The organism is Actinomyces sp. HMSC08A09 (assembly GCF_001807465.1).
Taxonomy (GTDB): Bacteria; Actinomycetota; Actinomycetes; order Actinomycetales; family Actinomycetaceae; genus Actinomyces; species Actinomyces oris.
On the sequence record NZ_KV789151.1, the window covers coordinates 37,951 to 52,312 of the forward strand.

10 protein-coding genes are annotated in these 14,362 nt (G+C 70.5%); 5 read left to right on the forward strand and 5 right to left on the reverse strand.

Annotated elements, in window-relative coordinates:
- Nucleotides 1-135 precede the first annotated feature (135 nt).
- Together HMPREF3165_RS10995 and HMPREF3165_RS11000 are read right to left on the reverse strand one after the other, a co-directional pair.
- Nucleotides 136-2,394 (reverse strand): NAD(+) synthase, encoded by a 2,259-nt coding sequence (locus HMPREF3165_RS10995; protein WP_020992157.1) that lies wholly within the window; start codon nt 2,392-2,394, stop codon nt 136-138.
- Between the two features lie 446 nt (nt 2,395-2,840).
- Nucleotides 2,841-3,137 carry a PspC domain-containing protein gene (locus HMPREF3165_RS11000; protein WP_020992156.1) on the reverse strand — a complete coding sequence of 99 codons (297 nt, stop codon included), beginning with the start codon at nt 3,135-3,137 and terminating at the stop codon, nt 2,841-2,843.
- A 244-nt stretch (nt 3,138-3,381) separates the two neighbouring features.
- Here HMPREF3165_RS11000 and HMPREF3165_RS11005 point away from each other — a divergent pair, with 244 nt between their 5' ends.
- On the forward strand, nt 3,382-6,213 hold the full coding sequence (locus tag HMPREF3165_RS11005; RefSeq protein WP_070513470.1) for a GH32 C-terminal domain-containing protein: 2,832 nt from the start codon (nt 3,382-3,384) through the stop codon (nt 6,211-6,213).
- A gap of 266 nt (nt 6,214-6,479) precedes the next feature.
- Here HMPREF3165_RS11005 and HMPREF3165_RS11010 read toward each other — a convergent pair whose 3' ends face one another.
- Nucleotides 6,480-7,490: a LacI family DNA-binding transcriptional regulator gene (locus HMPREF3165_RS11010; protein WP_083303303.1), complete on the reverse strand. Its 1,011-nt coding sequence runs from the start codon at nt 7,488-7,490 to the stop codon at nt 6,480-6,482.
- A 198-nt stretch (nt 7,491-7,688) separates the two neighbouring features.
- On the opposite strand from HMPREF3165_RS11010, the gene HMPREF3165_RS11015 reads away from it, so the two are divergent.
- The gene (locus HMPREF3165_RS11015) at nt 7,689-8,369 is read left to right on the forward strand and encodes an HAD family hydrolase (protein WP_070513473.1); all 681 of its coding nucleotides are present in this window, start codon (nt 7,689-7,691) and stop codon (nt 8,367-8,369) included.
- A 157-nt stretch (nt 8,370-8,526) separates the two neighbouring features.
- Here the strand turns inward: HMPREF3165_RS11015 and HMPREF3165_RS11020 are convergent, their stop codons facing one another.
- On the reverse strand, nt 8,527-9,330 hold the full coding sequence (locus HMPREF3165_RS11020) for a TetR/AcrR family transcriptional regulator (protein WP_256275292.1): 804 nt from the start codon (nt 9,328-9,330) through the stop codon (nt 8,527-8,529).
- A 424-nt stretch (nt 9,331-9,754) separates the two neighbouring features.
- On the opposite strand from HMPREF3165_RS11020, the gene HMPREF3165_RS11025 reads away from it, so the two are divergent.
- The 3 genes from HMPREF3165_RS11025 to HMPREF3165_RS11035 all read left to right on the forward strand — a co-directional run bounded on the left by HMPREF3165_RS11025 (nt 9,755) and on the right by HMPREF3165_RS11035 (nt 12,157).
- Nucleotides 9,755-10,345, forward strand: a complete 591-nt coding sequence (locus tag HMPREF3165_RS11025) for a hypothetical protein (protein WP_070513597.1) — start codon at nt 9,755-9,757, stop codon at nt 10,343-10,345.
- A complete protein-coding gene (locus HMPREF3165_RS11030; protein ID WP_256275293.1) occupies nt 10,342-10,971 on the forward strand; it encodes an RES family NAD+ phosphorylase in 630 nt (209 codons plus the stop codon). The genes HMPREF3165_RS11025 and HMPREF3165_RS11030 overlap by 4 nt, the downstream gene beginning before the upstream one ends.
- A gap of 154 nt (nt 10,972-11,125) precedes the next feature.
- On the forward strand, nt 11,126-12,157 hold the full coding sequence (locus HMPREF3165_RS11035; protein WP_070513480.1) for a DUF3152 domain-containing protein: 1,032 nt from the start codon (nt 11,126-11,128) through the stop codon (nt 12,155-12,157).
- Nucleotides 12,158-12,300: 143 nt separating this feature from the next.
- Here the strand turns inward: HMPREF3165_RS11035 and HMPREF3165_RS11040 are convergent.
- Nucleotides 12,301-14,362, reverse strand: a 2,062-nt coding sequence (locus HMPREF3165_RS11040; RefSeq protein ID WP_256275294.1) for an ATP-dependent Clp protease ATP-binding subunit, incomplete at its 5' end; no start/stop codon positions are given.

A 14,362-nucleotide genomic window follows, 5' to 3' on the forward strand; every position in this document is an offset into this window, starting at 1 on the left:
ACCATCACATCACCGGAACTTTTCGCCGGAAATATGCGTTTTGCTCAAATCAATCCCGAACACAGCAAGCCTCAGGAACCACATTGTGTTGTGCCTCACATCATAGGACAATAGTCCCGGTTCTTCACGGGGGTCTCACGCCCGCGGCACGTTGCGCTCAAGCTCGGCCAGCCAGGCGGTCGCGGCGGCGTCGGAGGGCATGCGCCAGTCGCCCCGGGGGGACAGCGAACCGCCGGCCACCACCTTGGGCCCGTTGGGCAGGGTGGAGCGCTTGAACTGGTTGGTGAAGAAGCGCCGGTGGAACAGCTCGAGCCAGCGCCGGATCTCGGGCAGGTCGTAGGCCACCTTCTCCGACGACGGCAGCCCCTCGGGCCAGTCCCCGCTCTGCGCGTCCGCCCACGCCTTGTGCGCCAGGAAGGCGATGCGGCTGGGGCGCGAGCCGCGGCGCAGCACGTGCCACAGGGTGAAGTCCTGCAGGGCGTAGGGGCCGATCTTGGCCTGGGTGGACTGGATGGCACCGCCGGCCTCGGCCGGGACCAGCTCGGGGCTGATCTCGGTGTCCAGGATGGACAGCAGCGTGCGGCCGACGGCGTCGTCGAACAGCTCCTCGGCGACCACCCAGCGGATGAGGTGCTGGATGAGGGTCTTGGGAATGCCGGCGTTGACGCCGTAGTGGGCCATCTGGTCGCCCACCCCGAAGGTGCACCAGCCCAGGGCGAGCTCGGAGAGGTCCCCGGTGCCCAAGACGATGCCGCCGCGGTGGTTGGCGATGCGGAAGAGGAAGTCGGTACGCAGGCCCGCCTGGACGTTCTCGAAGGTGACGTCGTAGAGGTCCCGCTCGCTGACTCCCTCGGGCAGGATCCCGGTACGGGCATACTCGCCGTAGGGGTGGCCCATCTCGGTGAGCATCTGGGTGGCGGTGGCCCGGATATCGAGCTCCTCGAAGGTACAGCCCAGGCCGACGGCGAGGTCCTCGGCGTTGCGGCGCGTGCCGGCGCTCGTGGCGAAGCCGGGCATGGTGATGGCGTGGATATCCGAACGGGGACGACCCAGGCGGTCCATGGCGCGGGCGGCCACGATGAGGGCGTGGGTGGAGTCCAGGCCACCGCTGACGCCGATGACGATCTTGGGGTTGCCAATGGCCCCCAGGCGCTGGACGAGGGCGGCCACCTGGATGTTGTAGGCCTCGTAGCAGTCCTGGGCGAGGCGGGCCGGGTCGTCGGGCACGAAGGGGAAGCGGTCCACACGGCGGCGCAGGCCGATGTCCGTGCGCGGGGCGGCCAGGTCGGCGGCGCCGATCCGGATGCGCCGGAAGGCCGCCGGGTCGGTGAAGGTGACGGCCGAGGCCGGGGCGCCGGCCACCGGGGAGCTCAGGGTGCGGGCGTTGTCGGCGAAGGTCCCCTGGCGCAGGCGCTCGGCGCGCAGGCCTTCGATGTCGACGTCGACGACGGTGGCGCGCGGCCCGTCGGGGAAGCGCTCGGTGGTGCCGAGCAGCTCGCCGTTCTCGTAGACGAGGGTCTGGCCGTCCCAGGCCAGGTCCGTGGAGGACTCGCCCTGCCCGGCGGCGGCGTAGACGTAGGCGGCCAGCCCCCGGGCCGAGGAGGAGCGGGCCAGCAGCTCACGGTCCTCGGCCCGCCCCACCGTGATGGGCGAGCCGGAGAGGTTGACCAGGACCGTCGCCCCGGCCAGCGCCGCCACGGAGGAGGGCGGGACGGGCACCCACATGTCCTCGCAGACCTCGACGTGGAAGGTCAGGCCGGGGACGTCCTCGACCTCGAACAGGAGGTTCGCCCCGAAGGGGACCCGGGCGGCCGTTTCAGGACAACCAGAGCCGTCGGCGCTCTCGGTCCTCTCAGCGCCGTCGGAACCGCCGTGCACGCCGGGCAGCTCGATGCTCTCCACCCCGGCGGGCAGGGCGTCGCCGGGGGCGAAGTGCCGCTTCTCGTAGAACTCCCGGTAAGTGGGCAGGTAGGACTTGGGGGCGACACCGCGCACCCGCCCGCCCTGGATGACCAGGGCGCAGTTGTAGAGGCGGTCGCCCAGGCGCAGGGGGGCGCCGACGACGAGGGCGGTCAGGAGGTCGGCGCTGGCGGCGCGCAGGGTCTCGATGGCGGCGAGCACGTCGGACAGCAGGACGTCGGACAGCAGGAGGTCGTCGATGGCGTAGCCGGTCAGGCACAGCTCGGGGAAGGCGGCCAGGCAGACGCCGTCCTCGGCCAGGGTACGGGCCTGCTCGATGATGGCGGCGGCGTTGGCGGCCGGGTCGACGGGCACCACCGGCAGGGTGACGGCGGCGACGCGGGCGAAGCCCTGGTCGTAGGCGGAGAGGAACTCGATGTCGGTCGCTGGAGCAGTCACGGCGTTGGTTGCGGCGTCATTCACGGTGTCGGTCACGGCTCGATCCTCCCATCGACGGCGCCTTCCCGCGAAGCCGCCGCCCCCGTGTCACGGCCGGGAACGCTGCCTGCTCCAGGCTCCGGCCGATGGGCGCCGCCACGCACTGCGCCCGCCGCGTCACCCGTGGAACCGGGGGTAGCGAGGCGGGCGCAGCCCATCGCTCACGCGTGGACCCGAGGCGCCGCCTGGAACCGATGGCAGCAAGGACGGGCATGCGTCAGGAGAAAACGAGTGATGGACAGACGGCAGGAGAGAAGCATTGAGGAGAGCGAAGAGACAGCCATCACCTTTCTTTCTACGAGGCCGAAGACGTCGACGTCCTCGGCCGATGTCGGTAGTCGTGAGTCTGGTACGGGTCGTGTTACCGAAGCGCTAAAGGTCTCCGGAGGACTGTCACGGCCCGGGCCAGTCGGCTCGGACCCGCCCGGGCAGGCTGAGAACAGTCAGTACTGGGCGGGGGCGGGCTCGTCGAGCATGAGGCACCAGGCTCCGACGTAGACCAGGAACATGGGGCCGGGAAGGAAGCCGGCCAGGATCACCCCGACGCGCACCGCGGTCACCGGCATGTTCCAGGCCTCGGCCAGACCCCCGCAGACACCACCGAGAATGCGGTGCTCACGGGAACGGCGGGGCAGGGAGTCACGGAAACGGAAGAACTCGCCCGTCCGACCGGAGGCGGTGCCCCCGCCCTCGGAGCGGGCGGACTGGCTGAACTGACCGGGGTACTGCTGCTGCGTCATGGCAACAGTCTGGACGATGAGGCCCGCCACCGACTATCGGGGAGCACCCTGAGAAGTCCCCGATGCTGATCGGGAATGACCCCGGGTGCTTGCCCGACGTCGAGGGGCCGCGTAACTTATTACCGGCGCTAACGCGCGTTATCGGATCGGCGTGGGAAACGGGGCGGCAGCCCCTGAGCACCACCCCGACCCGCAACGGCGCCCGCCCTCGTTCACGCCGAGCCCGCTTCCCGGAGGACAGCACATGAGTCGGACCACCCGAGCACTCAGCGCCCTGACCGCCTTCTGCCTGCTGGCAGCCGCCTCTACGCTGACCTCCATGCCCGCAGCCGCCTCCGGCCAGGCCCGACCGGCCTCCGTCACACCGAACGCACCAGCTGCACCGGCGCCGCCGAAGGCCGACCAGTCCGGCGAGCGGTGGCGCCCGCAGAGCCACTACACCCCCCAGAAGAACTGGATGAACGACCCCAACGGACTCGTCTACTACGACGGCGAGTACCACATGTTCTACCAGTACAACCCCGAGGGCTCGGACTGGGGCAACATGTCCTGGGGCCACGCCGTCTCCAAGGACCTGGTCCACTGGCAGGAGCTGGGGGTGGCGATCCCGCACACCTCGCAGTACGGGGTGTTCTCCGGATCGGCGGTCATCGACACCAAGAACACCTCCGGCCTGGGCAGCCCGGACAACCCGGCCATGGTCGCGGTGTGGACGCGGGCCGATGTCGGCGGCAACCAGTCCCAGTCCCTGGCCTACTCCACGGACAAGGGCCGCACCTGGAACCTGTACAACAACGGGGACCCGGTCCTGGACATCGGCTCCAAGGAGTTCCGCGACCCGAAGGTCTTCTGGGACCAGACCTCCGGACGCTGGACCATGGTGGTCTCCCACGCCACCGAGCACCGGGTCTCCTTCTACTCCTCCCCCGACCTCATCCACTGGACCGAGCAGTCCAGCTTCGGCGGGGAGGGCATCACCTCAGCCGTGTGGGAGTGCCCGGACTTCTTCCCGCTGCCGGTCGACGGCAGCTCCAAGGAGGTCAAATGGGTCCTGGTGGTCACGGTGGCCGACTCCGCCCAGTACTTCGTGGGCAGTTGGGACGGCACCACCTTCACCCCCGACGAGATTCCCCACTACACCGGCGATGAGGGCACGACCCTGGCCGACTTCGAGAACGGCTACGCCGGTTGGAAGGCCGACGGCGCCGCCTTCGGCTCGGGCCCGGCCACCGGGGACCTGCCCGGCCACCAGGGCAAGGCCTACGTGGACTCCTTCGGCAGTGGCGATGCCGACACCGGCACGCTGACCTCGGATGAGTTCACGGTCTCCTCGTCCTACATCAACCTGCGCACCGCCGGCGGCAAGCACCCCTACAACCCGCAGGCCACCGGCGACAACGGCGGCGGCAGGCTCCTGGCCGGCTTCGACGGCTCCTGGGAGGGCTGGACCGTGGAGGGCAACGCCTTCGGGGCCACGCCCCCTCAAGGCGCTACCCCCGGCCAGCAGCCGCTGGTCAACCACTCCAGCGCCGGGCTGCTCAACACCTATCTCGACGCCGCCACCGGGCAGGGCTCGGACGCCACTACCGGCACCGCGACCTCGCCGACCTTCACCATCGACTCCGCCTACCTCAACCTCCTCATGGGCGGCGGCAACAACCCGCGCCCCGAGGGCGGCGCCGACGGGGGCTCCGGGGTGAGCGTCGTCGAGCTGGTCGTCGACGGCAAGGTGGTGCGCTCGGCCACCGGCCGCAACCTGGAGGAGCTCAACTGGCAGAGCTGGGACGTCAGCGATCTCAAGGGCAAGTCCGCCCAGATCGTCGTCACCGACACGGCCACCGGCCCCTGGGGACACATCCTCCTGGACGAGGTGCGCGCCTCGGACAAGAAGGCCTCCCCCATCGCGGACAACACCTCCGTCAACCTCGTCGTGGACGGCAAGGTCGTCGCCTCCGCCACCGGCAACAACTCCGGGACCCTGGAGTGGACGAGCATGGACGTGGCGGCCTACAAGGGCCGCAAGGCCCGGCTCGTCATCGAGGACCACAACGGCAACGCCGAGGACTGGGGCCACCTCATGGTCGACCAGATCCTCCAGTCGGACACGAAGGCCTTCTCCGGGGCCGACGTCGTCCCGCGCCTGGACTACGGCAAGGACTACTACGCGGCCGTCACCTGGGACAACGTCCCCAACGGCAAGCGCTACCAGGTGGGCTGGATGAGCAACTGGGCCTACGTGCACGACCTGCCCACCACCACCTGGCGCACCGCCATGTCCACGGTGCGCGAGATGGGACTGACCCGGGTGAACGGCAAGCTACGCCTGACCGCTCAGCCCGTCACCGCCCTGGAGTCCCTGCGCACCGGCCAGGAGCTCACCCGGAAGGACACCGACATCCCTGCGGGCGACACCTCCCTCGGCCAGGCCGCTCAGGGCACCTCCCTGGACATCAGCGTGGACCTGAGCCCTGGCGCCTCCTCCTTCGCCGGTATCAAGGTGCTCGACAACGGCGAGCAGTACACGCTCATCGGCTACGACTCCCAGGCCAAGCAGCTCGTCGTCGACCGCACCCACTCCGGGGTCACCGACTTCTCCCCGAAGTTCCCGGCCCGGTCCACCGCGCCGTTGTCACCGGACAGCAAGGGACAGCTCCACCTGCGCATCATTGTTGACGCCCACTCCGTGGAGGTCTTCGCGGCCGACGGCACTCCGGTCATCACCCAGACCGTCTACCCCGAACAGGACGCCACGGGGGTCTCGCTCTACGCCGAGGGAAGCACGGCGCATCTGGGTTCCCTGAGCCTGTGGCACCTGGGTTCCGTCCAGGACGCCGGCGCCCCGGCCGAGGGCCCCGACTCCCCCGGGGCCGGCAAGCCCGCCGTCCAGGGGCCGGCCCGCGGCCAGGCGAAGGCGGCTGCGGCGTCGGCGAGCCCCACCGCCGCTGCGGCAGGCAAGAGTGCCTCCGCCCGGTTCCCGCTGGCCCGCACCGGCACCTCCCTGACCCTGGGCGCCCTGGGTGCTGCCGCCGCCGCGACCGGCGCCTACACGCTGCGCCTGCGCCGTCGGCACTCCTGAGCGGCAGCGCCTCCCTCACGGCCGGGGACCTTCCCCTGCGGTCGGGGACATTCAACGCCGTCGGGGACATTTCGGTGCGGCCGGAGACGTTCGACGCCGTCGGGGACCGGAATCCTGTCCCCGACGGCGCAGCATGTCCCCGCCGGGAAGGTTCCGCACCCGTACGCGCACAATGTCCCCGGCCGCGGACCCGGCCGGCCACGTCAGGCGGTACTGGATCGGCTGCATCGGGCAGTACGCGGCCGCAGAGGCGGTGAGACGCACCGTCAGGCCGAGGAGCGACGGATGATCGTGCCCGGCAGGAGCGTCTCAGCGGGCACCTCCTCGCCCTCCATGAGGGCCAGCAGGTGGGAGACGGCCACCTGCCCCATCTCCTCGAAGGGCAGCGCAACCGTCGTCAGAGCCGGATGGACCTGGTCGGCGATGAGCTCCTGGTCGTCAATCCCGATGACGGCCACGTCCTCACGCACCCTCAGCCCCTGTTCACGGATCGCGGCATAGGCCCCCATCGCCATGCGGTCGTTGCCGCACACCAGCCCGGTCAGCCAGGGGTGATCCGTCAGGAGGCGGGAGGCGGCCGCGTAGCCGTCCCGGGTGGTGCCGTGGCCGACGGCCACGTGAACGGTGCTCCAGGGGATGCCGGCCTGCTCCAGGTAGCTCCGGCAGCCGACGCGCCGCCCCGGGGCGGCCTCACCGTCGTTGGGGTCGAGCTCGATGACGCCGATGTCGCGGTGGTGGCCCTCCAAGAGCGCCTGCGCGGCCAGGCGTCCCATCTGCTCCTCGTCGGGGCGCACGCAGGGAAGGCCGGAGACCGGGTCGATGCAGTGGACCAGGACGGTGGGGATCTCGCGGGCCTGCGCCGGCATGCGAACCCGGCAGTTCCAGCCGGTGGCGTAGATGATCCCCTCAACCCGGGACTTCAGCAGCGTCTCGAAGGGCTCGCCATCCACGGTGGCCTCCGTCGAGGTCGGCACGATGAACAGGGTGTAGCCGGCGGCCCGGACGCTGTCCTGGATCCCGCGGATCGTGGCGGCGGCGAAGGGACTGGTGACGATCTCGGAGACCAGGCCGATGAGGGAGGACCGGCGCGAAGCCAGAGCCCGCGCCCCGCCGTGCGGGCGGTACCCGAGCTCGGCAGCCACCTGCTGGACGCGCTCACGGGTCTGCGGTGGGATACGAGCCCCGTCACGGTTGTTGAGCACGAAGGACACCGTGGTGCGCGAGACGCCGGCCGCCTTGGCCACGTCCGCCATCGTGGTCCTGTAGGTGTCGCCCACCCGCTCTCCTCCCGGCCCCTCCGACTGCGCCGCCACCTGCACACCCCGTTGGGTTCCGGCACGTGCACCACCTGGCGTCCTGACGGCAGTCTGCCAGGACGACGGCGCAGCACATAACCCCGAGCGCCGGCAGGCGGGTCATGAGGCAGCGCGCCCAGCGCCTGTGCGCCGCGCCACCCTCCGGTTAGGCTATTTCTCATGACGACCTCCCCCACTCCCAACTTCACGGTGCGCGCTGTCCTGTGGGACATGGACGGCACCCTCATGGACTCCCAGCCCTTCTGGGACGAGGCATTCATCCACCACTGCCAGGCCCTGGGCGGCGACCCGCGCCCCGAGCTCGTCGCCCAGATGACGGGAGCCTCGATCCGTCAGGCCCGCGAGCTCATTGCCGCCACCGGCGCCACCCGCTCCTGGGACGATCCGGCCACGCAGGAGGTCTTCGAGGCGATCGCGCACGACGTCGAGGCCTCCGTGAGCGCCGCCCCTCCCCTGCTGCCCGGGGCGCTGCGGATCACCTCGGCGCTGTCGGAGGTGGGGCTGGCCCAGGGAATCGTCTCGGCCTCACCACGCCCGATCGTCGAGAAGGTGGCCTCCGCGCTCGGCGACGTCTTCGCCGTCCTGGTCACCGGTGACGACGGCGTCGGCGCCAAGCCCGATCCGCTGCCCTACGCCACGGCGGTCGAGCGCCTCGACCTGCGCCCCCAGGACTGCGTCGTCGTCGAGGACTCCCCCACGGGGGCGGCCTCGGCCCGGGGCAACGGGATCCACGTCGTGCAGATCGGGACGACCAAGCACTTCCCGGCCGACCCCGGCCTCGTCGTCGTCCCGGACCTGGCCTCGATCACCCCGCACCTGCTGCTGTGGGCGGACCGCTGAATCGGTCCGGAATCAGGCGGGCCACCCGCTCACGACCGGTACCCGAGGACAGGACCGGCTCGGGAACACGAGGTTCCCGAGCCGGATGGGATGGATAGGGATTCTGATGAGGATTCGTGGAGGCGCCGAGCCCAGGGCGACGCGGCGCCTCTGACCGTCAGGCGGCCTTGGGGCGCTGGGGGGTCTCCGGGGTCTCCTGGACCTCCCACTGGCTGCGCAGGCAGTCGGCGTAGAGGCGGATCTCCGCCACCAGGTCGGTGGACAGGGACTCCGCAGCGGCCGTCCCGGGCGTCGTCGAGCACAGCCACTGCAGCTGGAGGCCATCGATGAGGGCGACCAGGCTGCGCGCCACGAGGCGCGAGGGCATCTTCGGGTCCACGAGCCCGGCGGTCTTGCCGGCCTCGAAGCTTGACTCGAAGCGCTCGACGGCGCTGTTGAGGTGGTTGGCCATCCACTGGTGCGCGGGGTGCTCGGCATCAAGGACCGAGACCGCCGTCGCGGTGTAGATCGCCGTGAGGTCCCGGTGGGCGACGTTGCGCTCGAGCAGCTCGATGTAGCGCTCCAGCAGGGCCCAGGGGTTGCCGTCCAGGTCGGAGGCACCCGCGACGTCGAGGGTGTCCAGGTTGCCGATGGTGTCGACGGGTGCCTCAGCGGTGTCGCCCTCGACGGCCGGGGACTCCACGAGAATGCTCAGGGCGTCCTCGCGGTCACGGCGCTCCAGCACCTTGCAGAAGAGCTCGTCCTTGGAGGAGAAGTGGTGCAGGAGTCCGGCCTTGGAAATGTCTGCCGCGTTGGCGATGTCGGCCAGGGAGGTGCCGGCATACCCGTGCTCTCCGAAGAGAACCACGGCTTCATTGAGGATGCGTGCTCGCTTGTCCTCGCTGCCCGCTCGGGGGCGCCCGGGTCCGCGCCGCCTAGCCGGGGCAGCTTGGGGCGAAGTCGGGGTACTGACAGTGTTCATGGCGGCATCATGGCACCTTCCAGTAAGGGAATTGCAAGGCAGAAAGGCCCTCATCGGAATAATCCGCTCAAGTGTGACCTCCACGTGCCCTCCCCGTGACGTGAGTGACGACTTGGTCTCGGTTTTCACACAATTAACCAGCTCCTACCAGCACAGAGTTCCCCGACCGCGCGGTCTGTTGGGGCTGCTGGGATTGCTGGCCGCCACAACCTCCCGTCGTCACCCAGGCTCTTTTGTGATTTCATCCAGGTTCGCGGTGCAGCACCGCATTGGTCACAGTTGCATAACACTTACGAGATTCTTGTTTCCGGTTCAAATACATTCCGCGAACCTCCCTGACAGCCGGCCACCAGCCTCCACCAGGAGCCATCGAGGCGCATCGTGTACGCATGCACATGCACACTCAGTGCATTACACTCACTCCATGACTGTTCTTGCCGGCCTGCTCGACCAGCTCGACCTCAGCGACGAGGACCTCGCGGACGCGATGCGCGAGGCCACTGCCCGCACGTCGCAGGGCGGCGTCGGCCCGGTGTCCGCCGGCATGACCGACTTCCTGGCCCGAACCACCCCTCGCAGCCGCAGCAGGTCCACAGCCCGCACAGTGGAGCGCATCCTGTCCGATCGCACGTACGCCGAGCAGCTCACCGCCCAGCATGAGGCCGTCCAGGCGGCCTGCACGCTGGCGCGCTCTCTGAGTACCCGCCAGGTCGCCACCCTCCTCGGCCGGACAACGACGACGATCACCCGCGCGGCCGGGCGCACCCTCTACGCCTACCGCGAGGGGCGGTCGCTGAGATTCCCCACGTGGCAGTTCCATGAGGGCCGCCCGATCCCGGGCCTGGCAACGGTGGTGCCCACCCTGCGCGAGGGGCTGACGCCGGCCACCATCGAGGCGCGGATGACGACGTCGGATCCCGAGCTGCTCGACGGGGCGACACCCGCGCAGTGGTTGATCGCCGGCGGGGACCCGGCGGCGGTCGTCCAGCAGCTCTCGGATGCGGACCACCGGTGAGTCCCCGACCGAAGAATCCTTCGCAGCCGCCGTCGACGCTCCACACCCGCCCGGAGGACATCGTGACGGTGGAGCACGCTGAGCTCGCCCGCGTCGCCTTCGCGCTCAGCCCTCACCCCCTGCCGTGGGGCGAGCTGCGGACCTGGGGGCCGCACCCGCGATGCCGCTGGGATCCGCACCCGCTGCCGACGGAGGAGCATCCGGAGCACGGGGTCCTGTACACCGCCGGTGACCTACTTACGTGCGTCGCGGAGGTCTTCGCCGATACCCGCGTCATCGACACGCGCAGCGATATGCCTCTTCTGCAGGTCTGGGAGGCGACTCGTCCGCTGCGTCTGCTCGATCTCACCAGCACCTGGGCGCTGCGCAACGGAGCCTCGGTCAGCCTCGACAGCGCCCTGCGCTCGACGTGCCGAGCCTGGGCGCGAGCCATCCGGATTCAGCTGCCCGACATCGACGGTCTGCGCGCCCGCTCGACGATGACCGGGGGCGAGATGACAGTTCTGTTCTCCCCCGCGCGCAACAGCCTGCCGACCCTGCCCCGAGACACCGCCCCGCTGGCCGACGCCACGCTCTACGCCCTGCTGGAGACGCTCGCCCCCGAGTTCGGCTACGAGATCGTCTGAGGCTCACCCGGCGGCGCGCGGCCGGAGGCACCGAGAAGCCTGCTGGACGCCGATCACACGGCCTCCCAACGACGTCTCGACGCCGCGTGTGACCTTGGGCGCGCAGGGGTGCCTCCCGGCGGGTTGGTCGGGCGCACGCCCCTACGATGGTCGTATGCGTCCCTCGACCCCGCAGCCGCCGCGGCGCCCCTCCCGCCCCGGCCGCGCCTCGTCGTCGGCATCTGGACGCCGTCGAACATCCGCCGGGCACCGACGCAGCCCTGAGGGCCGGCCCTCCCCGCAGCGCCCTTCGTCGGACGCGCCCGATCCCGCCAGCCGGCGAGCCCTCACCATCGCCCGCCGGGAGCGACGTCGGCGTCGCGCCCGCAACCGGCTCCTGTACGGCACGACCTTCGTTGTGGCACTGGTCCTGATCGTCATCGGACTACGGGTCTGGGGGCTGCACCCCGGTTTCGCCCTGCCGCTGGGCTCCTCCGCACGCCAGTCCTCAACCCCGGCCAAGGCCACGGCCCAGCCCTCCGCTCGGGCGTCCGCCAGCCGCGCGGCCTCGCCGTCGGCCTCGGCCACCCCCTCCGCCTCATCGACGCCGTCGGCCTCGGCGCTGCCGTCCCCGCAGCTGGACTCCGAGGGCTTCGCGCACTCCGGCGCCGTCGGCAACGGCAGCTGGACCATCGCGCCGGCCGTGCCCGTCGCCCGCCCCGCGGCCGCCACCGTCTACCGCTACGTGCTGCGGGTCGAGGGCGGCACACATGTCGACGCCGCGGCGGCGGCCCCCATCGTGGAGCGCATCCTCAATGACGAGCGCGGCTGGCCCACCGCGCAGAACACCTCCTTCCAGCCGGTGGCCGACCCCGCGAGCGCAGACTTCACCTTCAACATCGCCACGCCGCCCAGCGCCGACGCCCTGTGCTCACCGCTGGACACCGGCGGCATGTGGAGCTGCCGCAACGGGAACAACGTGGTCATCAACTCCGACCGGTGGAACTGGGGCGCCGTCACCTACCCCGACGTCGACTCCTACCGCACCTATGTCACCAACCACGAGGTGGGCCACTTCCTCGGTCACGAGCACGAGTTCTGCGCCGGGGCCGGCCTCAAGGCCCCGCTCATGGCTCAGCAGAGCCACGACCTGGCCGGCGGCTGCGTGTACAACGCCTGGCCCACCCAGGACAACCAGCCCGGCTGAGGCGCGCGACGCCGCCGGCAGCATGCGCTGGCAGCACGAAGGGGGCGGGCCCACCACTTCGGGTGGGCCCGCCCCCATCACTGGCCGGTTACCGGCCTATCACAGCCTCTGCTCCAGGCGGTCGGCTCGGTCGGGTTCCGGGATCAGGCCGGCGACGCCGCCGAGGAGGCCGACGGCAGGTGCGCCTCACCCTCGGCCCGCAGCGTGAGCCCCTCGGAGCCGTCAACCTTGTCGACGACGACCTTCTGCCCGTCGAGGACCTCCCCGGCCAGCAGCATGCGGGCCAGGCGGTCGCCGATCTCGCGCTGGACGAGGCGGCGCAGCGGCCGGGCCCCGTAGGCGGGGTCGTAGCCCTCGTCGGCCAGCCAGCTGCGGGCGGCGTCGGTGACCTCCAGGCTCAGGCGCCGATCCGTCAGGCGCTTGGCGATGCGCGCCAGCTGGATCTCGACGATCTCACCCAGCTCCTCCTTGGAGAGGGCCTCGAAGATGATGATGTCGTCGAGGCGGTTGAGGAACTCCGGCTTGAAGGAGGCCTGAACCACGCTCATGACCTCGTTGCGCTTCTCCTCGGGACTGGTGAGCGGGTCGGTGAGGAACTGGCTGCCCAGGTTCGAGGTGAGCACGAGGATGACGTTGCGGAAGTCGACCGTGCGCCCCTGGCCGTCGGTGAGGCGGCCGTCGTCGAGCACCTGCAGGAGGATGTCGAAGACCTCGGGGTGGGCCTTCTCGACCTCGTCGAGCAGGACCACGGAGTAGGGCCGACGCCGCACGGCCTCGGTGAGCTGGCCGCCCTCCTCGTAGCCGACGTACCCGGGAGGGGCGCCCACGAGGCGCGCCACGGAGTGCTTCTCGGAGTACTCGGACATGTCGATGCGCACGATGGCGCGCTCGTCGTCGAAGAGGAACTCGGCCAGGGCCTTGGCCAGCTCGGTCTTGCCCACGCCCGTGGGGCCCAGGAAGAGGAAGGAGCCGGTAGGGCGGTCGGGGTCGGAGATGCCGGCCCGCGAGCGGCGCACCGCGTCAGCCACGGCGGCCACGGCGGCCTTCTGCCCGATGAGGCGCTCACCGATGACGTCCTCCATGGTCAGGAGCTTCTCGGTCTCCCCCTGGAGGAGCTTGCCCACGGGGATGCCGGTCCAGGAGCCCACGACCTCGGCGATCTCGGGGGCGCCGACCTTCTCGGCGATCATCGGCTCGCCGGCGGTCTGCTCGGCGGCGTCGTCGGCGGCCTCGGCCTCGCGGATCTGGCGCTCCAGGGCGGGCATGTCGCCGTAGCGCAGGCGGCCGGCCTCCTCGAAGTTGCCCTCGCGCTCGGCCAGGTCGGCGCGGGTACGCATCTCATCCAGGGCGGCGCGCAGTTCACCGACCCTGTTGTGGCCGGCCTTCTCGGCCTCCCAGCGGGCGTTGAGCGAGGCCAGTTCCTCGGAGGCGTCGGCCAGCTCGGCGCGCAGGCGCTCCAGGCGGTCGACGTCAGCCGGGTCGGCCTTGGCGACGTCCTCGATGGACTCGTCCAGATAGGCCTCCTCCATGCGCATGCGGTCCACGCGGCGGCGCAGCTCGTCGATCTCGACGGGGCTGGAGTCGAGCTCCATGCGCAGCCGGGAGGCGGCCTCGTCGACCAGGTCGATGGCCTTGTCGGGCAGCTGGCGACCGGTGATGTAGCGGTCGGAGAGGGTCGCGGCCGCCACGAGGGCGCCGTCGGAGATGGTCACCTGATGGTGGGCCTCGTACTTGGGGGCGATGCCGCGCAGGATGGCCACGGTGTCCTCGACGCTGGGCTCACCGACGAAGACCTGCTGGAAGCGGCGCTCCAGGGCGGGGTCCTTCTCGATGTTCTCGCGGTACTCGTCCAGGGTGGTGGCACCCACCATGCGCAGCTCGCCGCGAGCCAGCATGGGCTTGAGCATGTTGCCGGCGTCCATGGCGCCCTCGGAGCCGCCGCCGGCGCCGACGACGGTGTGCAGCTCATCGATGAAGGTGATGACCTCGCCGTCGGAGTCCTTGATCTCCTTGAGGACCGCCTTGAGGCGCTCCTCGAACTCACCGCGGTACTTGGCGCCGGCCACCATCCCGGACAGGTCCAGGGAGATGAGGCGCTTGCCGCGCAGGGACTCGGGGACATCACCGGCCACGATGCGCTGGGCCAGGCCCTCGACGACGGCGGTCTTGCCCACACCCGGCTCCCCGATGAGGACGGGGTTGTTC